Genomic DNA, 25,569 nt, shown 5'->3' with positions numbered 1-25,569 from the left:
ACGGAATTTTTAAAGAGTGATATTGATGCCCAAAGTATAATTACGTGCCGGGGGATTGTTATCCCCATAAATGTATTCGGCATCCCAGAAAGTCCAGTCCGGTTGATATACACCGAGGTTGTTCACATTGCCATAGATCTTCACACCATCCAGGCCAATCCTGTTGGCCGTTTTAACAGGCAGGGTATATCCCAGGGACATGGTGCTCAGGCGGATAAAAGAGGTTTTACGATATACATCAAACACCGCACTGCCATTGCTGGAGAATAAACGCGCATAATCATTGGTAGGGTTCTGCGGCGTCCAGTAAGGTAAACGGTAGGAGTTCTGACGATCTATAAAACCGGAGTTGTTCTTGGCAAGGTTATAAGGGCCCATGGAACCCCAGTTGGAGTAGAACATGAAGGAGAAGTCGAAGTTCCTGTAAGAGAAATCATTCCGCAGGGTCCATTGAAAACGGGGTGATCTGTAACCCAGGAACTGGCGGTCCGCATCAGAGAACTTGCCATCCTTGTTCACATCTTCTAATTTAAAATCACCTGGTTTAACGCCGAATTTCGCTGCTTCTGCCGCTTCCGCCACCTGCCATACACCCAGTACTTTCAGGTCCCATATCGCATCCAGATCATGCCCTATGAACCATCTGTTAGCGGGATCATCCCTTTCTTCCCGGCCTATCACTTTACCTGTTGCATCTTTGATATCCACTTCACCATAGAGGTGTTTGATCTTATTCCTGTTCAGCGTGAAGTTCAGGTTGGTGTTCCATTTGAAACCATGGCTGCGGATGTTTGCACTGTTGAGGCTGATCTCAAATCCTTTATTCTCCACTTCACCCAGGTTATCCATTACCGTAAGGAAACCACTGTGAATGGGCAGCCCGCGAAGGATCAGCAGGTCTGTGGTATTTTTCTTATACACATCAAAAGAACCGGAAAGCCTGTCCCTGAAAATGCTGAAGTCCAGCCCTACGTTATAGGAAGTACTCTTCTCCCATTTGAGGTTAGGGTTTTGCAAACGGCCCACATATAATTGGGAAACCAGCTGCACCTGGCCGTTCTGCTGCACATACTGGTACTTGCCGGAAGTGAGGTCGGACAAGGCGAGGTAACGGCCGATATCCCTGTTACCGTTCACACCCCAGGAGAGGCGGAGCTTACCATAATCCAGCCAGTCCAGGTGCACAAACTTTTCCTTGGTGAATACCCAGCTCAATGCAAGTGCAGGGAAGTTAGCCCTTGGATTACGCTGCCCGAAAGCAGAGTAACCATCCCGGCGGATAGAAGCGGTTAACAGGTATTTACCGCGGAAGCCATAGTTCAGCCGTGCCATGAGCGCATCACCTGTACTTACGGAATCCGAACTGGAGATCACCGGTTTAATACCGGAGCCGATATTGTGCCAGCCTAAGTTATCATTGGGATCAAATCCTTCATTATCCATCTGGTTGCGCCAGGATTGGAACTTTTCTGCGTTAAAAAGAAAAGTAGCATCAAACTCATGGTCGCCGAATGTTTTATTCCATCTCAACAGGTTATCGATCTGCCAGTTGTAGATCGTCATCTGCCGCCTGGTAGCTACACCTTTGCGGGCCGCATAACGGAAATCTTTTGCGGAGATGGAATTGAAGTACCGGTTGAAATCAAAGTTGGGTGAAAAGTTACTCTGGTAAGAAAATCCAAAAGGCAGATCGCCTTTCAGGTATAAGGAACCGAAGAGCGTATTCGTTTTGTCCATCCGGTTGGTGTAAGTATTATCGAGGAAAGGATTGAGGTTATTTCCCACATCGTCATTCGGACTGTCCCGCAGTGTTTTACCATCATCCTTGTATTTTTCACCGTAGGGAGAAGCATTCACCATCTGCCCCCAGGTAACAGGTACCTGGCTTTCATCCCGGTCAGCAAACTGCATATTGATGCCCACCGTCATAAACTTCGCTGCTTTTGCTTCTACGTTGATGCGTGTACGGAAGGTTTTGAACTTATCGCCTACAATGATGCCTTCGTTGTTCACATAACCGGCGGAGATATAATAAGAGATATCTTCTTTTTTACCGGCAATGCTCACGGTATGATCCTGCCGGAAAGCATGATGGAACATCTGGTTGTACCAGTTGGTGGTTTTGCCGGCTTTGTAGTTCTTTACTTCCACCGGTAATATTTTCAGGCGGTTCAGCCATATATCAACAGGATCGCCCTGGGAGTTATCATAGGCCTTCCATTGATCCACCGTGATATTGGAAGGTAGTGCGCGGGGATCGTCAAACTGATAAGGTTTGGCATTTGCGTTCACGCTGTACATCACATCTGTTCTCCATTTCACGAAACCGGGGCCATCGTACAGCGGTTCATCCATGGACAGGGTAGATACGCCCACATTGGTATTGAAAGTGATGGTAGGTTTTGAACGGGTACCTCTTTTGGTATTGATGAGGATAACACCCTTGGCAGATTTAGCACCGTATACCGCTGCGGCACTTGCATCCTTTAACACATCGATGGTTTGGATATCGTTTGGATTGATATCACTTAACTGGCCGGGATAGATCACACCATCCAGTACGATCAATGGCGTAGTGCCTGCATTAATGGAGGACTTGCCGCGGATGGTAAGGTCTCCCCCACCTTTGGCGGAATTGGAAGAGGTAACGTTCAGGCCGGGTACATTGGCCCGGAGCAGGTCCTGCACGCTGGCCGGGTTTTCATTTTCCAGTTGGGTGGCCTTTACCTGGGACACAGCGCCGGTAACATCACTTTTCTTCCTGGTGCCATACCCTACTACTACCAGCTGATCCAATTCAGTAGTATTATCCTGTAGTATAACATTATAGGAAGCAGCATCACCTACGGTTAATTTCTGCGTCTGGTAGCCGATAAAGGAGAAAACAAGCACCGCATTTGCAGGGGCATTCAATTTAAAACGTCCTTCGGCATCTGAAGTGGTGCCTGTGGAAGTTCCCTGTACAACAACTGTAACGCCGGGAACGGGTCTGCCGGTTTTATCTCTGATAATGCCGTTCAGGGGTTTTGTTTGGGCAAAGGTGGTAACGCAGAAGAGCATGAACATCATTGCGAGTGCGCAACAGGCTATTATCAGCCTGTTCCTGATGCTAATCGTCATGTTGGATCAGTTTAGTTTGATTTAGAAATTGGTATTTTCTGTACGGTGGAATGAACTGCTGTTAGGTCCTTCTTTAACGCGAAATTCTACAACCAATTTACCATTTGCAATCGATTCTATTCCCTGGCCGGTATACGCAAAACCTATTACAACGATTGAAATGGTTTATTACAACGTTTTCTTTATTTCCGGATTATTTTAGTATTATGGACTGAATAACGCTTTTTACATGAAAAGAGGGGTAACCATTAAGGATATAGCCAAAAAATTAAACATGTCTGTATCCACGGTTTCAAAGGCCTTGAATAATGATGCTACTATCAGTATTTATACCAGTGAACGGGTAAAGAAACTGGCAAAGGAACTTAATTATATTCCCAATGAAGCAGCGAGGCACTTTAAGCTGAGTAAAACATTTACAATAGGGCTGATCATACCTGATCTGCTGGACCAATATTATGTACTGGCCATAAATGGCGTAGAGGAAGAAGCGGAGAAAAAGGATTACAATGTGATCCTTTCTCAGTCCCATGAAGATGCGCAGAAGGAGGAGAAGATAGTAGACGTGATGATCCGTAACCGGGTGGACGGGGTGATTGTATCTGTTACCAAGAATACGGTGGACATGCAGCCATTTCAGAAGTTTCTGTCCATGGGTATTCCCGTAGTATGCATTGGCCGCGAGCCCAAGGGTGTGGTGTTCGATTATGTATCGTCCAACAACGAGGAAGGCGCCCTGGAAGCTACCCAGTTCCTGATAGACAGGGGGCATACCCGTATTGCGCATATTATGGGGCCTGAATCCATGCGTACCAGCCAGGCACGTTTTGCGGGTTATAAACAGGCATTGCTGAAGAACCTGCTCCCATTCGATACCGCTTTAGTGCAGGAGGTGGACCTTACCCCCGCCTCTACTTTCCAGGCCATGCAGCAACTCATGGAACAGGCAGACCCACCCACTGCTATTTTTACTTTTAAGAATTACATCACCATCCAGGCTATCGACTTTTTAAAGGGCCATTACCCGGATAAAGTAGATATCATAGAGTTTACGGGCTTCGGTAACCTGCCTTTGCTCCAGCACCTTGATCACCGGCCGCTGGCTGCCATTGAAGAGAGTTCTTTTGAAATGGGCAGCGAGGCGGCACGCATCCTCTTTGAACGGATGGAGGAAGAGGATACCGGGGAGCCGGTGGCTTACATTAAAAAGCAGTTTCCCTGTAAGCTGGTGATCTATTGAATGTTTGTTAATATTAATATAAAATCAGCCATTTTATGGAATGGGCTTATTTCTTTCATCATAAAAGAGGTAGTTTAAAGAAGCTGTTCTTTTGATGAAAAAATGCTTATCCCTCCTTCTCTCTATATTGGCGTTTTTGTGCAACCCCAGCGGATACGCACAAAACAATCACCGCATTAAGGGCTATGTAGCGGACTCTGCCAAAATCGCTGTTAAAGATGCCAATGTAATACTGATCAGCGATAAAGACACCCTGCATACCACTACCGACCAGGATGGGTATTTCAGTTTCAAAAAAGTGAAAGGCGGATCATTTTCCTTAAAGGTTAGCTCCATCGGGTACCACGACTTTACAGGCAATTATTCCCTTAACCAGGAAATAAAGCATATCCAGCTGAAACGGGATGCCCGCATGCTTAAAGAGGTTGTGATAAAGGGCAAACCAAACCCCATGAGAATTATGCAGGATACCATAGAGTATAATGCTGCTGCATTCCAGGTGCTGGAGGGCGATAACATGGCTGACCTGCTGAAACAGCTCCCGGGCCTTGAGGTGGACGATGAATACAACGTTACAACTATGGGTAAAAGGATGTACAAACTGCGGGTAAACGGCAAAGATTTCTTTACCAGTAATGTAAAAGATTTTATCGCCAGGCTGCCGGCCGAAATTGTAGCAAAGATCCAGGTGATTGATGATTATGGCGATCAGGCCAACTTTACCGGCATTAAGATAGCCGAACCAATTAAATTGCTGAACATCGTAACTAAGCCGGGCATGAACAAGGGCCGCTTTGGTAACGGAGGTGTAAACGGGGGAACCAATAACCAGTTTGGAATTGGCGGGAACCTTAACTTATGGAAAGATACCAGGCAAAGCAGCGGCGAGCTAAGCTACAATACTTCAAATAACGGGGCCGGAACAGCACAGGCCATGGCAGGCGGGATATCGCATGCGGACGAGATAAACAAAAATATGCGCTATGGTATTAACTATAACCTGGGGCGCAACAGGAATGCCTTTGCCAACGAACAGGCCATTGAAACCTTAAATCCCCTGGGAACTTTCTACCAGAAAAACCTTAGCACCGGGGAAACCTGGAACAACAACCATCACTTCAATACTAATTTTAGCTATAAGAGTAAAAAGACCTTTTTCGATGGTAATGTAATGGTATCTTATAATAATAGCGAGAACATGAGTTCTTCGGTGAACAACCAATGGGGGGTGATCAAGCAAGACCTTGAGAATGTGAACCGGTCTACCAATACCTCACCTTCCATCAATGCCGGCATAAACTTCTCCAGGATCTTAAAAAATAAAAAGAGCAGCCTGTCCGGCAACTTCGGCATTTCCAGTTCATCCAATCATTCAGATCAGTACATCAGCACCAATACGCGGTATTATGATAAAGTGACGGAGCTTTTAGTGAAAGATTCTTTGCTGAACAGGAACCTCTTTACAGATAATAATAACCAAAGTTTCAATTTCGGGTTCAATTATAGTCTTGGTTTAAAAAAGCCAAAAGATACATTGGCCAGGCAAAGTTTAAACTTAAGCTATAACCTGTCGGTTGGCAGGAACACCAGTACTGTGCAAACGTATGTGATAGACCAGCTGAGCAAATTGCCTGCATTTGTAGATTCGCTAAGTACAGATTATACTTCGGTATCTGTTAACCAAACCATCAGCTTAGGGTATGGATATTCCAGTAATAAGATGCGCTACAATTTTGGGGTTAGTGCCAGTCCCACTATGCTGAGCAGCGACGACCTTCACCTGGGGCAAAAGATCAGGAGTAACACCCTGAATTATTCTCCCCGTATTAACCTGAGCAAAACTATTTCCAAAAGTAAAACCATCACACTTAATTACAATGGCAGTAACAGGAATCCAAATATCAACCAGCTTCAACCAGTTCGAAACACTGAAAATCTGCAGAATATTGTGATCGGTAATCCTAACCTGCGGCCTTCTTTTAGCCACAATGTTAACGCCACCTATAATTACGTAGCTGCCAAAACGGGTATCTCGTTACAAACAGGGCTAAACTTTAATCTTACGCAGCACGAAATTGTTACCAATGTGGTGCTGATACCTGATACTTTAAACAGTTTAAAGCAGGAAACCCGCTTCGAAAATACCAATGGAAATTACAGGCTGGGCAGTAACTATGCTTTAAGTATACCGTTCAAAAAGAATAAATATTCCATTTCCTGGTCCGGTGGCGTCGAAACGTCCAACAGGGCTGTTTTTATTAATAACAACAAGCGGTTTAGCAAGGGCATCAATATATCCCAGCAGTTGAATACAATGTTTACTTCAAAAAAGGTATCTGCGGGTGCGAGAGTATCCTATCGGTTCAGCTCCAATAATAATGTATTAAACGAGAACCCGATCGTTAATGTGCTGGGGCAGGTTAATGGGGCTGTTTTTTATCATACGCATAATTACCTGGCAGACCTGAACGGTTCCTTAAGATTCAAATATCTTACATTCAATACGAGAATGAACTATAGCTTCAGTACGAACAGGGGTGACAGGGTGAGTGATAACTTTAAAAACGTTCAAAGGCTTGCCCTCTCACTTTCAGCTATGGGGCGGATAAAAAAGACCTATTATATAGATATAAAGACCTCAAAGACCATCAATACAGGTTATGCATTAACCAATACCAATCCTTTTATCGTTCATGCCAGTTTGAGCAAAAGATTCCTGAAAGATCAGTCATTAAGCTTTTCTATATCTGCCAATGACCTCTTAAACCAGGGGAATAACCTGGAGCGGTTTATTTCAGGCAGTTCAATTGTAGACACGCGGACAAATCAGGCAACCAGGGTGTTTACTGCCAGGTTGAGCTATAATATTTCGAATTTTGGTGGTAAGGGGTTCCGGGTGGATCCGGATTAGGCAATGACCCTGCCGCGCGGCAGAGGGCTTTCTAAAGCATTACTTCATCATAAAAGACCTGATCTTCACCTCCCCTTCCAGTATCCGGGAAATGGGGCAGTTCTTGGCGATCGACAGGAGTTTTTTCTTTTGCTCCGCATCTGCTGTGTTACCCGGGAAAGAGATATCCCTGTCTATGATGGTGTGCGTTCCATCCTCTTTTTTCTCCTGGAACATATTGGCATTCACTTTAATTTCCGGGATCTCCCAGCCTTTCCGCTCTATGTACATCCGCAGGGTCACCAGGGTGCAGGTGACCAGGGATGACAATAGCAGGGTGTAAGGATCAGGGCCCTGATCTTCTCCGCCTGAGGAGGGTGGTTCATCTGCAATGAATCTTCCATTGCGCCATTTGATGGTACACTGGTATTTAGCTGTTCCGATCGTTCCGCGAACAGGCAACGCTAGTTTGTACTGCATAGGCTCAAAGGTTGGTTACGGAAGGGTCCACAATACGTTTCCATTCCGGATGCCTTTTTATATAGGCCACTACCAAGGGGCATAGCGGTACCAGGGAAAGATGATTGGTTTCTATATAGGCCAGTGTTTTTTCAATAATAGCAGTAGCAACTCCTTTCCCTTCCAGTTCCGGAGGTACTTCTGTATGGAGCAGGGTAATGCGCTCAGGCGTCTGGCGGTAAACAATGATCGCCTTATAACCGTCCACTTCCATTTCAAAGCGGTGCGCTTCCGTATTATTTACCAGCGGCAGGGCAATGTATTCATCTTTCATATCAACAATTTAGTTACTTTCCACGAGTTTCCTGATCTCCACCAGGATAGGGTCCCAACCTACTCCGTCGTTATATGCTTCTTTGTACCTGCGTTCCCCGTCTTCCACCTTAGCGTAATCTCCCTGGGTTACGGTGAAAGTGGTTTGCCCGTTCTTTTCTTCCAGGCTGTAGGTAACGGTGATACAACGCTCCGGCGTGTCTTTGATAGCAGGGTTATTGGGGTCGATGGCAGTATAGGCCAGGTATTTACCCGGTTGAATATCCACGATCACCCCGGTCACGGCTACCAGGTCTATCCCATCAAAATTACCCTTCCATTCCAGGGTACTGCCCTTTTTCCAGTCTGATACCGTTTCGCAACCGAACATGTACTGTTTGGTTTTAGCAGGGTTCACAAGGGCATCCCATACTTTGGCGGCAGGTGCATCAATAATGATGTTGTTAGTTACAACTAATGAAGTATGCATAATGTTTTTATTTTGACACAAAAATAACCTGCCGGGAAAAAGAGGGATTGCATATTACGGATTATTTCTAACGGAATTGGGTGTAATACCGAATTTGGTCTTAAAGGCATTATTAAAGTGCTGCGGGGTAGCATAGCCCAGCTCATAGGAGATCTCCGCAGCTGTTTTGGAAGTATCCCGCAGGTATTGATGCGCCAGGTGAAGCCTTTGCTCCGTGAGGTAACCAAATACGGTATTGGAAAAGGTTTCCTTAAAACCCCGCTTCAGCTTGTATTCATTCAGGCCAACGGTACGGGCAATTTCAGAAAGATTGGGCGGGTCTGCCACCCGTTCATTGATCAGGTCCCTCACGGCTATGATCTTTTCCTTATCCGTTTTACTCTTTACAAAAAGCTCCCTTTTTTCCATGGCCACGTTATACGCTTCCGCGCATAACACCAGCAATTCTATGCTTTTGGAAAGGAGGAAGAGCTTTTTAAGGTCTCCCCCGTATTTGCAATGAATGATCTGCTGGAGCACCTGCTGGATAGGTGCATCAATAGCCCCCCAGTGTTCTGAAAGCATCACACTCTTTTCTGCCAGGATATCTTCTGCAAAACGTTTCAGGCGGTCGTTGGCATTCTGGGTGAATTTCACGAAGAGTTCCCGCGGGAACTGGATGCCAAATACCTCCACTTCCAGCGTCCTGTTCCATATCTCAATATCAAATCCTTTGGAGTACATGATATTGTGATGCCCGCCGATCAGGTCGTAGGTTTGGTCCAGCTGTTTGTAGCTGAAACTGTAATTTCCCTTCATGCCAAAATGGAAGCGTACCACATCCGTTTCACTGCTACCCTTATGAGAGGTGAGCCTGTTATACCGGGTAATGGAATGCCCTACAAGGATCTCATCACAATGCCAGATCATGCGGGTCATTGTGCCATATTCGGTGGTGGTGATTTCCGGTTGTTCCATAATGCTGCAAAGATCGGCCTTTTTCTTTTAGCGGTTATATGGATATTCATTCACCCACCTGAAACCCCGGCTTATAAGGCGGAAATTCCGGTGATCATATTTTTTAAAGCGGTAATAGAGGGAATCATTGGATAAAGTGAGATAAACGGAATCCGCTTTATAATTCAAAACTACCTTGTGTAAGGTATCTGTGTTACTAAAAACAGTGGCCGTTTTCAACGTGGTATCCACCACAAGGTTATACGGCTTGATAGTATCATTCATCAGCTTTACCGTAGCCCTTTTTTCAAACTGGATGATCAGCTGCCGCCAGCGGGTGGTATCTGTTGTGAGTGGCGGAATGGTATCATTATTACGCACCAGCAGTTCTGTATTGTAAATACCGTATAAAGGCGGTAGCGGCCGCTTATCGCCGTAACGCTTTTGGCCATTTATGCCGTTTTCAACCTGGGGGATAATGATGTACGCAATATAAAGGACCTTTATCACAATGGCGGTAATGCGCATCCAGCGCTTAGGCAGGTAAGAATAATATGCACGCGGTTCCGCAGGTTTATTCAGGAGGAAAACGTTCAGTAAACGCTGCACATCCGGCGCCATCAGGAAGATGGACATCAGCAGCAACATAGAGGAGAACAGTTTCACCGGTACATCAAAGCAGAAATTGATCGCAACAATATTCACGGCAACAAAAGAACATAATACAGCCCCCAGCAGCGTTGTTCTGCGGAACAGGAGGAATGCGCCTGCAATCACTTCAGACCAGCCGGTGAATGCACTGAATGTAGTGGAGTACCCTACATAGGACCATGCCAGGCCCATAGGAGATTTATCCCCGAAAGGCTGCACCAGCTGGGAGAGATATGGAGCAGGCATCTGCAGATGGAAGATCTTGATAATGCCATAAAGGAACATCATACCTGCCACGTAATAACGGACCAGCACCCTTAACCAGTGATAGGCGATATGATAACTTTTCCGCCGCCTGTCCAGCAGGGACCATATAATGGCGATCAGCAGGGCCAGTGTTATATAACTGAGCAGTAGCAGATAGTCATAGGTAGTATCTCCACTGCCATTCGTAAAAATGGTGATGGGTGGAAGATGCAGGAAATGTGCGCCCACCCATGGCACAATCTGCTGCCATAACAGCGAATACCAGTAAGACAGGTAAGGCACTATGGTCAGCGGAAAAGGGAAAGTGTATAAAATGAAAAAAGCGAAGAAAAACCGGAAAGAAATTTTCTGTGTCGGGCTCCAGGGATGCGTTGGGTATACAGGCATTTGATTAAATTTAGTGAATAGGTAGTTCTGCTCATGAATATACTTTAAAAAAATAATCCATGAAAAAATTCCCCTTTTATTTCCCGGGAGCATGATAAGCATGAATATCAATGATCTAGTGTTTTTTTTCAGGATGGAGGTAACAATTCTCCCAGGTCGGTTATCTACTCCTGAAAACAAAAACACACTATATGAAAAAGCTGATCCTTTCCATCGCCGTTATTTCCGCTGTAGGTATAACCTCCTGCCGGAAGGACAAACAGGTAACGAATGATTTTTCCGACCTGGGCACTATGACTGCTTTCTTTGAAGCTTACGCTCCTAAAGCAGAATCCTTCACCCTCGATGCCAGTGTCGGCGGAACCATTACCACCAGCAAAGGCACTAAGATCAAGTTCCCGGCTAATGTATTCCTGGATGCCAACAACAATGTAGTGAGCGGGAACATTAAAGTGCATGTTAAAGACATTCTGAAACCCAGCGACATGATCCTCGGAGATAAACCTACCATGGATGCCAAAGGTGGTTTCCTCCGCTCTTTCGGAGAATTGATCGTGAAAGCTGATAAGAACGGCGCTGAACTGGGTATTAAAAAAGACTCAGCACAGGTGGTGGTACCACTGGGTATAAGAGAAGCACAGGGGCAGGGCAATAAAATTCCGATCTGGGATGGAGACACTACCATTTCTACCACTTCTACCGGTTACAACCATGTGAATGCTCCGAGCAGTGTAACTTCCAGCATCAAAGTACCTAAAGGTGTTAACTGGATAGATATGGGTACTACTGCTACTTCCAATCCTGCAGGTACCGAATCCACCTTTATGCTGGATGCCCTGGGTCAATGGCGGAACTGTGATGCGCTCCTCAATAATGGCGGCACAAGAGTAACCGTACTGGGATACTTTACCGTTAACTATAACGAGCAAACCAATTCCAACTACACTGGTAAAGAACCTACGATGCTCTTCTTCAAACAAAAGAACCAGAATACGCTCATTAAACTCTATAATGTAATTGTGAATGCACCGGCTGGTAAAGAGGGATTACTGAGCTATCAGCAATCATTCACCGTGGGTATGGAAGGTACCTTCCTGGCCATCTCTTCAAAGAACGGAAAGTTCTACGCACATATGAAGGATGTGACCATCCCCGCTCCTAACGGTACAGATAATTATGTAGGGATCGATTTTATACCACAGGAAGTATCTGAGGCAGCGTTAATAGGCCTGATCAATCAAATGAATAGCAAATAGTATAGCCCCTTTAAATTGGAAAAGCCGTCCCGATGTATTGGGACGGCTTCTTTTATTATGCAGTTCTTAATTTCTTTATTTCATTTTCAATAAGCCATAGCAGCATCGGCATCATGATCATGATAACGGGTACCAGGAACAAACGTGTCTGGTAAGTTACCACAGAATAGAGATGCACGGCAAACCAGGCAGGTACAATTGCCAGGAACCATACTTTCAGTAAAGTAGGGAAAGAACGGAACTTGTACAGGATGATCAACGGAATAACAGTGAACACGCCCAGCATTTCAAAGTAAGATTTCATGGCTACGGCACTGAAGAGGTTCAGCTTGATCATTTGTATACCTGCAGGTACTTTCCAGATCTGCGGCGGACGGTAACCATAATGCACACGTACCGCAATAAATATGGAAAAGAAGATGATATACAATGCACCTGTGATCATCCATATCTTAAGCGGAGGAAACATCTTCTTCAGCTGGAAGTCAGAAAAATCCATTTGTGAGACAAAGAAAAGGAAAGGTATCAGCAGCGATGTTTCCCTGTTAAATGCCGCCAGCGGAACGATCACAAATAACCAGTAAGGGTTCTTTTTATAGACGATCAGGTAGGCTGTAAGCAGGTAGAATACATTATCCAGGTAGGTATTAAAAGTAAGATCACTTGCAGCCACTGCATTCCCCATGGCAAGTGTTACAAACAACAGCCCGAAGAATGCCAGCCAGTTGCTTTGCACAAAATACTTCCATACACAATAGGCTAATGCGAACACCAGCAGGTTCAATACAAAACGGAAGAAGATAAAAACGATCATGTACTTCAACGCGCCTTTGGTATTCAGCAATTGTATGAACTCCTTTGTTTCAGGTGTTGGTTCAGATGTTTCGTTGATCTGTATATGCAGCTTTTCCTCTATGGGATAGATCTTATCAACGGTATGGTTGTACGTCCACATTAAACCCTCGATGATCATAGGGCTTAACATGCGGTACTGCCAGGGATTGTAGTATTCAGACCTTCCTTCTATGAGTGCGATGTGACGTTCGTAAGTAGTAACAGCCCTTCCATTATAAAAGTTTTTATAGATGGGATACAGGGATAATAAAGAGAAGCAGATGATGAGAAACAGCCCCTTCCTCTTAGTGTTTCTCTGCAACAATTGTGTAATGGGGGTAAACATATAATCTTTGTTTTTTAAATGCTAAAACTTTGGCGCCTTCTTCTCCGAGCCATTTATCTACCGTGGCGGGTGGCAATTCATTTCCTATTTCACCTGCAAACACGAGGTCGTGCATTTTGTTGAAATACACGAGCGGGCTGGCTCCGTTGATATCTTTGATGATCAGCCGGGCACCCGGTTTCATTTTTGCCAGTAAACCCTTCATGAACTGGTGCTGGCTATCCTTAGGTACATGATGTAATACATCATTCAGGAACACCACATCCAGGTCACCTATGGCATCGGGGAAATGTACCCCGTCGAACTTCTCGAAATGATAGGGAACATGCGCATACCGATCAAATAACTGGCGTGCGTTCTCTACAAGGCGGTCGTTGATCTCTATGCCGAAGATATAGGAAGGTTTGGCAAATTCAGCCAGCAAAAGGCAAAACTGGCCGGAGCCACAGCCAACGTCCCCGATCTTCTCTCCCGGTTTTAGTAAGCCGATCAGATCTACAAAGGGGCATACGAGGGGCCGGTAGTACACTTTCAGCTTGTCCACGAAGCCTGCAGTAAAGTCGAGTGATTTAAGGTATTGTAACAGATCCCTGTTGGATATTTGATTTTGCATGGGGCGGCAAATTACATATTGATTTTAATTTATGCAAACATAGCCATTTTAGGCAGAGGTAACAAACCAGGGCCCCTGTTGATCTCTATATGTGATCAAAATCCTGAAAGATGAAACGTTTATTGATTCTACTGTTCTTTATTGCCACCACGGCTTCTGCGCAACATAAATTCACGCAATTCTCCCTGAGGGGCGGCCTTGATCTTGGCCATAAATATAATATGCCCCCTACCGTTAAAATGCCGCTGGCAGGCTTTAATGCAGGCTTCAGCGCAGATAAGTACTGGAGTTTCTGGGGCATTGGTATAGACGTTGACGTTTATACCAATAAGGCTGCCCGTTATGATTCCAGCGGTTTAAATGCCAACAGTTATACCTTTTCCGCTACAAAAATGCAACGGTACTTTGCGGGCATAGGACCTTCATTTAAACTCCAGGCCGGAAAGCTGGTGGCAGAACTCAACCTGAGGGGCGGCATTTCTTATGCGGATGGGTCTGCGATCAAAGCAGATGCAGTTTTTGCGGGGCCGCTGAATATGTCCATGTTCAACCATGCAGGGTATAATAAAAAGCACTATGGTGCGGCGAAAGCAAAGGCGAGCGTTAACTATTATTTCACACCAAAATGGGCAGTGCAGGCCGGGGCTTACTACCTCTATCATATCAATAGCGAAGCGCCCTATTCTTATTCGGAGATCATTGCGCTGCCTAACAATGTGAACTATGTGAAAGACATCACCTCTGTGTCTTCCTATGGCGTTTTTGCAGGTGTGAGCTACCGCATCTTCCCCGTTAAAAAGAAAAAGCAAACGCAAACGCTCCCGCCTGCGGCTGTTCTTTTGAAAGACATACAGGTATATGTAAAAGACGAACTAACCGGGCAGCCGCTGCCTGATGTCACCGTGGCACTGTTCAATGCAGCAGGCAAAATAGCAGAAGCTGCTACGGATAAAAATGGTAAGGTGGTATTTCCTCAAACAACACAACTGGATTATACCGTTAAAGCCAGTCTGAATGACATTGCTGCCACCTACGGCACGGTAGATAAAGAACAATATACCGCCGGTGATATCGTGGTCACCTTAACGCATAATGATCCCCGTTTTACCCTGGTAGGTAAAGCGGTGAACAAAACTTCCGGAGAAGCAGAAGGAGATGTGAACGTTACGCTCACCAACGAAACCAAAAGCAGTGTTCGCCAGGCTTCTTCCAAAGCGGGTTCAGGGGAATTCCGTTTTCAGCTGGAAGGGGGCTCTGAGTTCAACGTTGCGGGTAAAAAGAAAAACTACCTCTCCAATATTGAGAAGATCAGCACCAAAGGTCTGAACAGAAGCCAGGCATTGTATGTACAGCTGGAATTAGGTGTGGAAGAAGCGGTAGAAGGCAAAGAGATCAGGCTGGAAAAGATCTATTATGACCTGGACAGGTCAGACCTTCGCCCTGATGCAAGTTCCGATCTTAAAAAGCTGATCCTCTTCCTGCGGGACAATCCTACGCTACGCATTGAACTATCTGCACATACAGATGCAAGGGGCAGTGATGCACATAACCTCAGGCTTTCGCAGGCCCGGGCACAAAGTGTGGTGGATTACCTGGTAAGGAATGGCATCAGCAAAGACAGAATGGTAGCAAAAGGATATGGAGAAATGAAACCGGTGAATGCCTGTACGGATTGTACTGAGGCAGCGCATCAGCAGAACAGGAGAACAGAGATAAAGGTATTATAGGGCTTTACCATCTGCCAGGGAAAACGATGAGGCGTTTCTCCTTTGTTTTAAAATGTACCTGGCCGGAGGCTTCCAGCATTTCAAGTAACCCGGAAAGGGGGACATCCCGTAAGGTGTCTGCCGATAATAACACGCCGGAGAAATCGCCTTTCCATTCCACATCCATATTATACCAGCGGGCTGCCTGGTTTACTACGCTGCCGGCGCTGCGGTTGAAGAACCGGAACTTCCCGTTCTTCCAGGCAACTTCCTCTTCTACCTTAGCATTCCTTACCTGTACCCTGCGGGGGCTGTAATGCACTATTGCCTGTTCTCCGGGCCGGATGATATATGCTAATCCCAGGGCATTGAGCTTCACCGAGCCGGACACCATGGTGGTGGTTTGCTGCGGCTCGTCTGCATAAGACAGGATATTAAAACTGGTACCTATTGCCTCTGCCACTGTTTCACCTGCTTTTACCCGGAAGGGCCTCAGGGTATCTTCCGCCACTTCAAAAAAGGCTTCGCCGGTAAGTACTACTTCCCGGGCCGGGCCACTGAATACAGTGGGGAATGTGAGGGAAGATCCGGCATTCAGGGTAATGTGTGAACCATCCGGCAGGCTGAGCTGGTAAATGCCTCCGCGGGGGGTGGCAATGGTGTTGGAAACAACTTCCTGTACCCCGGTTGCCGGCACCTTATATTCCAGCATAAAATCGCCGGATTTGAATACCTCTATTCCGCCCTGGATAGTAAGCAGGCCATCCCTGCGATTGGTCAGCTCAATAGCAGAACCATCCGAAAGGATCAACGTGGCTTTGTTGCTGCCGGGGGGTATCAGCTGCCGGTTATGCAGTTCCTCCGCTCTTTGCTGCGCTTTGTAACGTGAATGCCAGAGGTAGGAGATACATAAAATAAGCAGGGCAGCTCCGGCGGCAATGAATAGTACTTTGCGCCGCGAAAGCAGTTTGCCGGAGATCAACCTATCCTTCCAGCTATGGAGGGACCTATCCTTCCAGCCGGGGGCGGACTTATCATTCCATCCGGCGATGCGGCTTTCCAGCTGCTGGCGGCTGCGGGGGGACGGCTCAACTGATCTGTCGTTCCTGGTGGAAATGTGGCTTTCTAACTGCTCGAATACCTGGCCATTGCCGGAAGACAGTGGTAGCGGGGTTCGTTTACTGCTCCAGTTGGAGATATAGCTATCCAGTTCTTCGAACACCTTCTGATTGCGGGCCGGAGGGGCTCCGTATGCGAGAGACAGGTAGGAAAATTCGTGGTCCGGCCGGCTTCTCTGTAAGGAAGAATTTTCTTCTTCATCATCGTCAAAATCATCGTCTTCATCTTCCTCCTCTTCGTTGTTGTAAAAATTATCTTTCTCTATCTGCTGCTGATGTATAAGTATGGTTTCCCCCTGTTGCTGCCCCTGTACTTCAGGAACATGATCTTCTCCGGGATCGTTTTCTCCATCTGCCTGCACAGGTACCTCTTCCACCTCTTCCTGTTCAGCCACCCCTTTAATGACGATCATCTCTCCCTGGACCTGGTGTGGCTCAGACAACCGACTCAGCACCGCCAGCTCCATTTGCTCGGAAGCTGTAAGGTTGTTAGCCAGATATTTTTGAACCAGATTGCTATAATGCTGTTCCATTGGAAAGTTGACCTCTTAAAGATTGTTTCAATCCCCTAGTCAGACTCAAATTTCTTTGCAATACTTTCACGGTCTAGTTGATGCTTACGGGTTAGGTTATATTTAAAATCCCCCGGTATAGATTCTGATCCTAAATCTAATATTATTGTCAGACAAAATAATAATTTATATGTGAGTTTAATCCAATTGGAACGACTTCTGATATTCCAGCGGGCTTTTTCCCGTTACCTGTTTAAAACACTTGTGGAAATTGGAGAAATTATTAAATCCACTTTCAAAACATATCCGCTTGTTATTCAGGCGACTTTCCATTAATAGCTTGCAGGCATGCCCTACCCTCAACTCCATCAGGAAGCGGGAGAAGGTTTTTTTTGTCTTCGATTTAAAAAAGCGGCAAAAAGAGTTGGGACTGATGCAGGCTACCGCCGCTATCTCCTCCAGGTCTATCCTCCTGGTGAAATGCATCTGGGAATAGCGGTACACGTTATTGATCCGGTCCATTTCATCCCTGTCGGGGGAGATCATGCTGTCTGACAGGAATTCCAGGTCCGCAGAGCGGGAGATCACATGTAAAAGGTTGAGCAGCAATATGAGTTTTTCCGTGGAACCGGCACTGAGCATACGGGTGAGCATATCTGCGACCTGTTTACCCGTATCACCCTTTATCACGATCCCCTTTTTGGCTTTTTGGAGCAGGGAGCGGATATGCGTATTCTCATGGAGGCGTAAAAAAGTTTCTCCCCAGAAATCTTCCCTGAAATGCAGCAGCGTAGCCCTGGTTACTTCTTCCTCACTACGTTTCCAGTAATGGGGTACTTCTGCGCCGATCATCAGCACATCACCCGGCTGGAAACCGGATACATGTTTGCCAATGAACTGCAAACCTTTTCCTTCTTCAATATGAACGATCTCCACCTCCGCATGCGCGTGGAACTGTGTGTAGTAGTAAGGTATTACATCCTGCCGGATGCTAAAAGAGTGCATCTCTCCCAACGACATTCCTTTCATAAATACAGGTTGGAACTAATAAATGAATATGTTGAATACTTAAAAGGGGGGGAGATCATAAAAGTAGGGAAAACATTTAGAATTACAAATGCAGGAAAGAAAAACCCGCAGGCAAGACTACCTGCGGGGGTACATTGTTTACAAAGAAAAATACTTGTATATAGTATGTTGAATGCCGGATCCCGGCCTTAGCTGTCAGACTGAAACTATCTTGATATAAGGACGCTTTGTGATGTATAAAGTTGCCTCTGTGAAGAACATTCAATTACACCTGCAATAAAAAACTATTCCGGGTGCCGGAGAATGCTGATATTGGCAATCTGTTCCATTATATTAGCATTTATATGCCGCTCAGGGAGATCATATCAGCAAACCGCGAAAACATTGCCTTTATTGTGGGCAATGGTATTAACCGTTACCCCGGTAATCCAAAGGCTATTTCCTGGGACCACCTGTTATTACAGTTATGGAAAAAGTTCTCCCCGGAAAACTTTGAGCAGATACCCCAGGGGCTTAGCATGACGGAGTTTTACGATCTGCTTGACATACAAGGGTCTACCGCCAATTATGCTATTCAGAAAGAGGCGGCCAGGCTGCTGGACGACTGGTCTTTCCAACCACACCATAAAAGCTTCGTAGCCAAAGCCCGGGAACTGGGCAGCCCGGTACTGACCACTAATTTCGACCTGGTATTACCCAACTCGCTGGACCTGCAGCAGTATTTTACGGATAAAAAGGGCTTCTCCGATTTTTACCCCTGGAGCACTTATTATGGCGATCAGCAACTGAAAAGCCCTACGGCCGGTTTTGGTATCTGGTACATCAATGGTTTTGTACGTTATCCCCGCAGCATCCGGCTGGGTCTCTCCCATTATATGGGTTGCGTGGAGCGTGCCCGCAGCCTCATGAGCCACGGCCTGTATGCACATACATCCTGGAAAGGAAAGCAAACCTGGCTGGAGGTCCTGTTAAACAGGTCCCTTTGCATCTTTGGCCTTTCCATGGAAGAGAATGAAGTATTTATCCGCTGGCTGCTGATAGAAAGGGCCAAGTATTTCAAAAAGTTCCCTGACAGGAAAAAGGAAGGATGGTATGTGATGCCCCGTACAGAAACGCCCAATGCCCGCAGTGCGGGCAAGGCGTTGTTCCTTAAAAGTGTAGGATTAAAAGTAATTGAGGTTAACAGTTACGATGAGATCTACAGGGATACCTGGGGTTAAGGTATTACCTGTATTCAAACGTTGACGTTACATCGTTATCCGTATCGTCAGAGAATTTCGTTACTGATCTTGTGGGAAATCCGTCTGCACCATAAGTGTAAGTAACCGTACTGGAAAAGTCTGGCCCGCCTCCTACATACTTATAGTCCATAGTGAGCATTTCATTGGGAGAAAATAATTCAAATGCAAGGCTCGGAACCAGCGCGTATTTCAGGAGGAAACCGCTGTAAGGCGATTTCTTATTGCCATACGTGAGCGTAACGTTCACTTCTCCCGCATCTCCTTCTGCCGTTAACCTGGTGAAATTCGCGCCGGTGTAGAACAGTTTGTAAGTGGTTTCCATATCTCCCTCCGGTGTATTGGTAATGGCATTGATCTGGATAACCTTTCCGTTAGCGAGGGTATACTGGTAATTTTCCGTTGCGTTCAGCGCGCCTTCCATATAGATCTTATGCGTACCGGCCTGGGGTTCGCCGGCGGCATTGTAGGTGAATTCATATACATCCTGGTCCTTGTCCTGCTTCAGGGTGACCTTAGAAAGAAGACCTTTGTTGTTGTACGTGAATTCCCTTGTTTCCACACCATCTTCCCTGTTAGATGACAGGATGCGGTTCTGCGCATCGTAGGTTACGTTGTAAACGGTGGTAACGCCCGCTTCTACGGACACTACTTTTTTGAGGAACTTTTTACTGTTATCCGGGGCTGGGTTGTCCTTATCCTTGCAGGCGGACAGAAATGTAATGAGGGTAACAAAAAGAAATACTGATTTTTTCATTTTACTTTGAATGTTTTCCGCAAAGCTATATGGGCTGAAAGGATCTGTGATGTTACAACATCATCAAATGTTCATTCTGATGGTTGAAATGATGATTTAGGGGGTTTAACAGGAAAGTACGCTTTTACTATGCTTTTGATACGGGATTGACAGGGGTTTGATACGGGATTACTACGGGATTGCTACGCTTTCTTGGGAAATCCCAATAAACCGGGTGTACGCTCTCCCTTACCTTTGCAATATGGCAAAGCAAACCGGCCCGATAAAGATCAGCGGTACCGTTGGTAACATTTGTTTTTATAAAACAAAGGATGGTTACTATGCCCGTCTGAAAAGTTCCTTAACCGGCAAGCGGGTGAAGAAAGATCCCCGGTTCAAAAGAACGATGGAGTATGCCGGTATGCTGGTAGCGGCATCCAGGCTGGCTTCCCGCTGCTATGGCAGCCTGCCGGAAGAAGAAAGGGTGCATGCGGTGTACCGTAAGATGACCGGTATGGCTATGCAGATGTTGAAAATGGGAATGGAAGCGGAAGATATAGCGATCCATCTTCGGGGTGTGTATAAAGAAGAAGAAAAGATCGCAGTTGCCAGGCCCCGGATGTATGTAGACCCAAACGGAACATTGATCTTCTGTTTATCCTGTTCAAAAACGGACACCGTCCGGCTTAAAACCGGACAATCCAGCCACCAATACCCATTGATAATCAACGCAGTTACCACTGGCATCCCCTTTGTGCCGGATTAGCCATGCTGAAAAACTACCTTATCATCGCATGCAGGAATATCTGGCGCAACTTAGGGTATGTATCCCTTAATGTAATGGGATTAACGCTTAGTATAGCCTCCTGCCTGGTCATCTTCCTAATTACAAAGAACGAATTAAGTTATGACAGCTATCACCGGAAGGCAGACCGTACTTACAGGGTAACCATGAACGCACTTGATTTCAACCCCAGTGTATCCATGGCCGTTACTACTGCCCTGCGTACTGATTTTCCGGAACTGGAAGAGGTGAGCCAGGTATGGTACCAGCCTGAAGGCATTGTGAAGATCGGCGATACCCGTTATGTGGAAAAAGGATACTCCTTTGCCGATCAGGCCTTCCTCCGGACCTTCGATCATCAATGGTTAGCCGGCGATCCGAAGACCGCACTAAGCGCGCCGGGCAGCATTGTGCTTACTGAAAGTATTGCCCGGAAATACTTCGGCAAAGAAGATCCTATGGGCCAGGTGATGGAGGTGGATGGTGAAAAAGGCCTTAGGGTAACAGGATTGATCAAAGACCTCCCGGGTAATACCCACTTCCCTTTTACATTCCTCATTTCATGTGAAACGATCGCGAAAGATCTGGCAGGAGTGAAACACTTCTACCAGATCATGAACGCCAATACTTATATCGTACTGCCCGAGCATTACGACATTGCAAAGCTCAACAGCCGGCTTCCTGCCTTTATTGCCAAGAACTGGGGAAATGATATTGCCAAAGAAGCAAAGCTGGTGATGCAGCCGCTGAAGGAGATCCATTTTGATCAGCGTTATCTCATCAGCATTACACCTACCACTTCCCGCAATACTTACCGCGCCTTGGCAGTGGTGGCTTTACTGATCATCATTACTGCCTGTATCAATTTCGTGAACCTGGCTACCGCGCAGGCTATCAAGCGCGCAAAAGAAGTAGGTGTACGCAAAGCGCTCGGCGCCAACCGTTCTCAACTGATCCGCCAATTCCTGGGAGAAACAAGTTTCCTCGTATTGCTCGCTGTGATCATCGGCTGCCTTGCTGCTTACCTGGTATTGCCCAATGCGGCACAATGGCTGGATGTAAAGATCAGTGCGGCCCAGTTATTCCAACCGGGTGTAATTGGATTATTACTGGCCATAACAGCGCTGATCATCCTGTCAGCAGGTTTGTATCCTGCTTTTGTACAATCTTCTTTCCGGCCTGTTGATTCGCTGAAAAGCGGTGTTGCAGCCATTTCCGGAAGAGGGCTTACACTTCGCAAAGGACTGGTGTTCGTGCAATTCACTATTTCGCAGGTCCTGATAGTAGGCACCTTGGTTGTAGCCGCACAAATGGATTATTTCAAGAACCGCGATCTGGGTTTTAATAAAGAAGCAGTGATCTCTTTTGGCATTCCGGAGAATGCTAAAAAGGATGTATTGCGGGACCAGCTGCGTGGCAATCCCGGTGTAAAGGAGATCAGTTTATCTTCCGGCGCGCCTTCTTATAACAGTAACTATGCGTCCTTCACCTGCCCGGAAAGAGGCATTACAAAAGACGATGTAACAGAGATCAAGAGTGTGGATGAACATTTCATGGATATGTTCGCCATCAGGTTACTTGCAGGAGAAAAGATCCGTAAAAATAATCCGGAAGATACAACCCGTTATATAGTAGTGAATGAAACGCTGATCCATAAGCTGGGCATACATCGTCCGGAAGAAGCTGTTGGTATGTATATCAGGGCCGCAGGGCGCCAGTGTATGATACAGGGTGTTGTGCAGGATTTCCAGAGTGAATCCAAACATAAGGACAGAAGGCCCTGCATCCTCCGTTATACACCCCAGGGCTTTTTTACAGCCAGTGTAAAACTGCAGCCTTCAGATATGCACAGCACTATCAGCCATATAGAAAGTGAATGGTCTTCTCTTTTCCCGGAAAGTGTTTTCCGATATGAATTCCTGGATGATCATATTGCCTCCCTGTACAAACAGGAACAAAAGGTATATACAGCTTTCCGTTTATTCTCTTCGCTGGCAATCCTTATCGGCTGCCTGGGCTTATACGGACTGGTAGCCTTCGCAGCTCTTCAGCGGAGGAAGGAAGTGGGTATCCGCAAAGTGATGGGGGCTTCACTGGCCAACATCCTTGCGCTGTTCGCAAAAGAATTCTTTGTACTGATCGTCATCGCTTTTGTTGTAGCTGCACCGGTGGCCTACTTCATTATGCGCAGCTGGCTGGAAAATTATGCTTACCAGGTGAGCATAGGCGGAGGCATCTTTATAGTGGCGATTGCGGTTTCTTTCATCATTGCTGCGGTAACGATTGCGCATCAGTCTTTGAAAGCGGCGTTTGCCAATCCGTTAAAGAGTTTAAGGGTGGATTAAATATTTCCCGAGGAATATCCCGGTGGCGGAGGTTTTATTTTGAACAAGCTGCGCAGGCGTGCCTTCAAATATCACCCTGCCTCCCTCCTTTCCTGCACCCGGTCCCATATCAATTACCCAATCTGCCTGGCTCACCACATCCAGGTTGTGTTCAATGACGATCAAGGTGCTGCCATTATCCACCAGTTTGTTGAGGATCCCCATCAGTCTGTCCACATCACTCATGTGCAGGCCCGTGGTGGGTTCATCCAGCACATAGAGCTGGCCCGTGTTTTCCAGTTCCGCAGCGAGCTTGATGCGCTGCCTTTCCCCGCCGGATAAAGAGCTGAGCGGCTGGCCCAGCGTGATATAATCCAGGCCTACCTCGTACAGCTTCTGCAAAACGGGCTGAATGTCCTGCTCATGGAAAAAGTCCTTCGCATCTGCTACTGTGAGCTTTAATACTTCCCAGATATTCTTCCCTCTCAGCTGATACTTCAGCACTTCTTCTTTGTATCGTTTGCCGTTACAGGATTCGCAGATGCTGGTGATGGGGTCCATAAAGGCAAGGTCTATCGTTACCGAACCGATCCCCCTGCATTCCGGGCAGGCACCGCCTCCGTTGTAACTGAATAAGGAATTACTCACCTTATTCTTTTTTGCAAAGAGGTTTCGGATGGTATCAAAGATACCGGTATAAGTAGCCGGGTTAGAGCGTTTAGAGCCTGATATGGCCGATTGATCGATACAAAGGGTCTCCGGGTATATTTTCGGCAAAACGCCATTAATCAGGCTGCTTTTACCTGACCCTGCCACACCTGTTACCACCGTCATTACCCCCTTGGGTATTTTCACGTTCACCTGCTGAAGGTTATGCAGCGTAGCGTTCTTTATCTGCAGGTAACCATCAGGGGTCCTGGGAATTTCTTTAAGCGGGTTGCGGCGGGAAAGGAACTTACCGGTTAAGGTGTTGCTTTTCGCCAGGCCTTTGAGCGTTCCTTCAAACACTACCGTTCCACCGTTACTGCCGGCCTTAGGGCCCATATCCACGATATGATCTGCAACCACTATCACATCGGGATCATGCTCTACCACCAGTACGGTATTACCTTTATCCCTGAGCAATTGCAGCAGTTCGTTCAACTGGTGTACATCTTTGGGATGCAGGCCAATGCTGGGTTCATCAAAGATATAGGTCATATCCGTGAGGCTGCTGCCCAGGTGTTTGATCATTTTGATCCGTTGCGATTCTCCACCGGAAAGGCTGGCGGTTTCCCGGTTCAGGAACAGGTATCCCAGCCCGATATCAATCATGTGCTTCAGGCGTTCGTTGATGGCCAGTATCATCGTGGCAGCCAGCGGTTCTTTGATGGTGGCAATTACATTACGCAGATCTGAAACCTGCATGGCGGCAAAATCTGCAATGTTGTATTTACCTATTTTACAGCTGAGGATCTCCGGGTTAAAGCGCGTGCCTTTGCAGGAAGGGCAGACGCCACGTGTAACGATCTTTTCAAATGCCTCTCCTTTCGCTTCTTTGCTCTCTTTGTTAAGATAGCTCCTGTGAAACCGGGGTACAATACCTTCGTATTTTGAAGTAGGTGGAAAACGAGGGTCCGGATTCTTTAATGTGAGGTCATCTGCATATAACAGGTTATACCATTCTTCCTTTGTGTAATCCTTCAGCTTTTTATCGTTATCAAACAAACCGGAATAGGCATAACGTGCCCAGCGCCAGCTTTCTTTGGAAAAACCGGGGAAGAGGATGGCACCGCTGTTGAGCGATTTGGACTTATCAAAGAAGTGTTCGAGGTCCAGGGTGGCTACTGTGCCTAAACCTTCGCACTCCGGGCACATGCCCTGCGGATGATTGAAGGAAAAAACATTTGAATAGCCTACAAAGGGTTTACCAACACGGGAGAACAGGAGCCTGATCACCGTAAAAATATCCGTTACCGTGCCTACTGTAGAACGGGCATTGCCACCTATGCGTTTCTGATCAATGATAATAGCTGCAGAGAGGTTTTCCAGGGAATCTGCCTCCGGCTGGCCATAATGCGGCAGGCGGTGGCGCACAAAGGCGGAAAAGGTTTCATTCAGCTGGCGTTGGGATTCTGCCGCAATGGTATCAAATACCAGCGATGATTTACCGGAGCCTGAAACACCGGTAAAGACCGTGATCTTCTTTTTGGGAATTTTGAGTGAAACGTTCTTCAGGTTGTTTTCCCTTGCGCCTTTTATGATGATGTGGTCCATAGTTACAATAGATAACAACCTGCATGCCAATGTATAGCATATATGGCATAGTTTCTGCATAGAAC

19 protein-coding genes are annotated in these 25,569 nt (G+C 46.4%); 7 read left to right on the top strand and 12 right to left on the bottom strand.

Annotated elements, in window-relative coordinates:
• Positions 1-9: 9 nt before the first annotated feature.
• A complete protein-coding gene (locus tag BUR42_RS03540) occupies positions 10-3,120 on the bottom strand; it encodes a SusC/RagA family TonB-linked outer membrane protein (RefSeq protein ID WP_200798208.1) in 3,111 nt (1,036 codons plus the stop codon).
• Between the two features lie 229 nt (positions 3,121-3,349).
• On the opposite strand from BUR42_RS03540, the gene BUR42_RS03535 reads away from it, so the two are divergent.
• On the top strand, positions 3,350-4,360 hold the full coding sequence (locus BUR42_RS03535; protein ID WP_074237884.1) for a LacI family DNA-binding transcriptional regulator: 1,011 nt from the start codon (positions 3,350-3,352) through the stop codon (positions 4,358-4,360).
• Between the two features lie 136 nt (positions 4,361-4,496).
• Entirely contained in the window at positions 4,497-7,271 is a 2,775-nt protein-coding gene (locus tag BUR42_RS03530) for an outer membrane beta-barrel protein (RefSeq protein WP_074237883.1), read from the top strand.
• A gap of 39 nt (positions 7,272-7,310) precedes the next feature.
• Here BUR42_RS03530 and BUR42_RS03525 read toward each other — a convergent pair whose 3' ends face one another.
• Genes BUR42_RS03525 through BUR42_RS03505 form a run of 5 tightly spaced genes read right to left on the bottom strand, consistent with a single transcriptional unit; the run spans position 7,311 to position 10,752 of the window.
• Positions 7,311-7,730, bottom strand: a complete 420-nt coding sequence (locus tag BUR42_RS03525) for an OsmC family protein (RefSeq protein WP_074237881.1) — start codon at positions 7,728-7,730, stop codon at positions 7,311-7,313.
• Positions 7,731-7,734: 4 nt separating this feature from the next.
• Complete coding sequence (locus BUR42_RS03520; protein ID WP_074237879.1) at positions 7,735-8,043, bottom strand: GNAT family N-acetyltransferase; 309 nt, start codon at positions 8,041-8,043, stop codon at positions 7,735-7,737.
• Positions 8,044-8,052: 9 nt separating this feature from the next.
• Positions 8,053-8,511 carry an SRPBCC domain-containing protein gene (locus tag BUR42_RS03515; RefSeq protein WP_074237877.1) on the bottom strand — a complete coding sequence of 153 codons (459 nt, stop codon included), beginning with the start codon at positions 8,509-8,511 and terminating at the stop codon, positions 8,053-8,055.
• Between the two features lie 54 nt (positions 8,512-8,565).
• Positions 8,566-9,468: a helix-turn-helix domain-containing protein gene (locus tag BUR42_RS03510; RefSeq protein WP_074237874.1), complete on the bottom strand. Its 903-nt coding sequence runs from the start codon at positions 9,466-9,468 to the stop codon at positions 8,566-8,568.
• A 27-nt stretch (positions 9,469-9,495) separates the two neighbouring features.
• Positions 9,496-10,752: a DoxX family protein gene (locus BUR42_RS03505; protein ID WP_143197324.1), complete on the bottom strand. Its 1,257-nt coding sequence runs from the start codon at positions 10,750-10,752 to the stop codon at positions 9,496-9,498.
• 191 nt (positions 10,753-10,943) lie between these two features.
• Here BUR42_RS03505 and BUR42_RS03500 point away from each other — a divergent pair, with 191 nt between their 5' ends.
• The gene (locus BUR42_RS03500; RefSeq protein WP_074237871.1) at positions 10,944-12,008 is read left to right on the top strand and encodes a hypothetical protein; all 1,065 of its coding nucleotides are present in this window, start codon (positions 10,944-10,946) and stop codon (positions 12,006-12,008) included.
• A 55-nt stretch (positions 12,009-12,063) separates the two neighbouring features.
• On the opposite strand, the gene BUR42_RS03495 is transcribed toward BUR42_RS03500, so the two are convergent.
• Positions 12,064-13,188 carry a hypothetical protein gene (locus tag BUR42_RS03495; RefSeq protein WP_143197323.1) on the bottom strand — a complete coding sequence of 375 codons (1,125 nt, stop codon included), beginning with the start codon at positions 13,186-13,188 and terminating at the stop codon, positions 12,064-12,066.
• A complete protein-coding gene (locus BUR42_RS03490; protein WP_074237868.1) occupies positions 13,148-13,801 on the bottom strand; it encodes a class I SAM-dependent methyltransferase in 654 nt (217 codons plus the stop codon). The genes BUR42_RS03495 and BUR42_RS03490 overlap by 41 nt, the downstream gene beginning before the upstream one ends.
• A 110-nt stretch (positions 13,802-13,911) precedes the next feature.
• Here BUR42_RS03490 and BUR42_RS03485 point away from each other — a divergent pair, with 110 nt between their 5' ends.
• Positions 13,912-15,528, top strand: coding sequence for an OmpA family protein (locus BUR42_RS03485; RefSeq protein WP_074237866.1), 1,617 nt, complete (start codon positions 13,912-13,914; stop codon positions 15,526-15,528).
• Positions 15,529-15,532: 4 nt separating this feature from the next.
• Here BUR42_RS03485 and BUR42_RS03480 read toward each other — a convergent pair whose 3' ends face one another.
• Complete coding sequence (locus tag BUR42_RS03480) at positions 15,533-17,158, bottom strand: FecR family protein (protein ID WP_074237864.1); 1,626 nt, start codon at positions 17,156-17,158, stop codon at positions 15,533-15,535.
• A gap of 177 nt (positions 17,159-17,335) precedes the next feature.
• On the bottom strand, positions 17,336-18,166 hold the full coding sequence (locus BUR42_RS03475) for an AraC family transcriptional regulator (RefSeq protein WP_074237863.1): 831 nt from the start codon (positions 18,164-18,166) through the stop codon (positions 17,336-17,338).
• A 344-nt stretch (positions 18,167-18,510) separates the two neighbouring features.
• Between BUR42_RS03475 and BUR42_RS03470 the strand changes: the two genes are divergently transcribed.
• Complete coding sequence (locus tag BUR42_RS03470; RefSeq protein ID WP_074240419.1) at positions 18,511-19,386, top strand: SIR2 family protein; 876 nt, start codon at positions 18,511-18,513, stop codon at positions 19,384-19,386.
• 4 nt (positions 19,387-19,390) lie between these two features.
• Here BUR42_RS03470 and BUR42_RS03465 read toward each other — a convergent pair whose 3' ends face one another.
• Entirely contained in the window at positions 19,391-20,161 is a 771-nt protein-coding gene (locus BUR42_RS03465; protein ID WP_074237862.1) for a hypothetical protein, read from the bottom strand.
• Between the two features lie 241 nt (positions 20,162-20,402).
• Here BUR42_RS03465 and BUR42_RS03460 point away from each other — a divergent pair, with 241 nt between their 5' ends.
• Positions 20,403-20,906: a hypothetical protein gene (locus tag BUR42_RS03460; protein WP_074237859.1), complete on the top strand. Its 504-nt coding sequence runs from the start codon at positions 20,403-20,405 to the stop codon at positions 20,904-20,906.
• Positions 20,907-20,908: 2 nt separating this feature from the next.
• Positions 20,909-23,269: an ABC transporter permease gene (locus BUR42_RS03455; RefSeq protein ID WP_074237858.1), complete on the top strand. Its 2,361-nt coding sequence runs from the start codon at positions 20,909-20,911 to the stop codon at positions 23,267-23,269.
• On the opposite strand, the gene BUR42_RS03450 is transcribed toward BUR42_RS03455, so the two are convergent.
• On the bottom strand, positions 23,255-25,504 hold the full coding sequence (locus BUR42_RS03450; RefSeq protein ID WP_074237856.1) for an ATP-binding cassette domain-containing protein: 2,250 nt from the start codon (positions 25,502-25,504) through the stop codon (positions 23,255-23,257). The two genes, BUR42_RS03455 and BUR42_RS03450, sit on opposite strands and share 15 nt — an antisense overlap.
• Between the last annotated feature and the right edge of the window lie 65 nt (positions 25,505-25,569).

The sequence above is a fragment of the Chitinophaga niabensis genome (genome assembly GCF_900129465.1).
Taxonomy (GTDB): domain Bacteria; phylum Bacteroidota; class Bacteroidia; order Chitinophagales; family Chitinophagaceae; genus Chitinophaga; species Chitinophaga niabensis.
The sequence above is the reverse complement of the archived record's forward strand: the minus strand, read 5'-3'. Positions and strand labels throughout refer to the sequence as shown.

Coding starts and splice junctions, on each gene's coding strand:
- BUR42_RS03540 (WP_200798208.1), bottom strand. CDS start 3,120: ATGACGATTAGCATCAGGAACAGGCTGATAATAGCCTGTTGCGCACTC.
- BUR42_RS03535 (WP_074237884.1), top strand. CDS start 3,350: ATGAAAAGAGGGGTAACCATTAAGGATATAGCCAAAAAATTAAACATG.
- BUR42_RS03525 (WP_074237881.1), bottom strand. CDS start 7,730: ATGCAGTACAAACTAGCGTTGCCTGTTCGCGGAACGATCGGAACAGCT.
- BUR42_RS03520 (WP_074237879.1), bottom strand. CDS start 8,043: ATGAAAGATGAATACATTGCCCTGCCGCTGGTAAATAATACGGAAGCG.
- BUR42_RS03515 (WP_074237877.1), bottom strand. CDS start 8,511: ATGCATACTTCATTAGTTGTAACTAACAACATCATTATTGATGCACCT.
- BUR42_RS03510 (WP_074237874.1), bottom strand. CDS start 9,468: ATGGAACAACCGGAAATCACCACCACCGAATATGGCACAATGACCCGC.
- BUR42_RS03505 (WP_143197324.1), bottom strand. CDS start 10,752: ATGCCTGTATACCCAACGCATCCCTGGAGCCCGACACAGAAAATTTCT.
- BUR42_RS03500 (WP_074237871.1), top strand. CDS start 10,944: ATGAAAAAGCTGATCCTTTCCATCGCCGTTATTTCCGCTGTAGGTATA.
- BUR42_RS03495 (WP_143197323.1), bottom strand. CDS start 13,188: ATGTTTACCCCCATTACACAATTGTTGCAGAGAAACACTAAGAGGAAG.
- BUR42_RS03490 (WP_074237868.1), bottom strand. CDS start 13,801: ATGCAAAATCAAATATCCAACAGGGATCTGTTACAATACCTTAAATCA.
- BUR42_RS03485 (WP_074237866.1), top strand. CDS start 13,912: ATGAAACGTTTATTGATTCTACTGTTCTTTATTGCCACCACGGCTTCT.
- BUR42_RS03480 (WP_074237864.1), bottom strand. CDS start 17,158: ATGGAACAGCATTATAGCAATCTGGTTCAAAAATATCTGGCTAACAAC.
- BUR42_RS03475 (WP_074237863.1), bottom strand. CDS start 18,166: ATGAAAGGAATGTCGTTGGGAGAGATGCACTCTTTTAGCATCCGGCAG.
- BUR42_RS03470 (WP_074240419.1), top strand. CDS start 18,511: ATGCCGCTCAGGGAGATCATATCAGCAAACCGCGAAAACATTGCCTTT.
- BUR42_RS03465 (WP_074237862.1), bottom strand. CDS start 20,161: ATGAAAAAATCAGTATTTCTTTTTGTTACCCTCATTACATTTCTGTCC.
- BUR42_RS03460 (WP_074237859.1), top strand. CDS start 20,403: ATGGCAAAGCAAACCGGCCCGATAAAGATCAGCGGTACCGTTGGTAAC.
- BUR42_RS03455 (WP_074237858.1), top strand. CDS start 20,909: ATGCTGAAAAACTACCTTATCATCGCATGCAGGAATATCTGGCGCAAC.
- BUR42_RS03450 (WP_074237856.1), bottom strand. CDS start 25,504: ATGGACCACATCATCATAAAAGGCGCAAGGGAAAACAACCTGAAGAAC.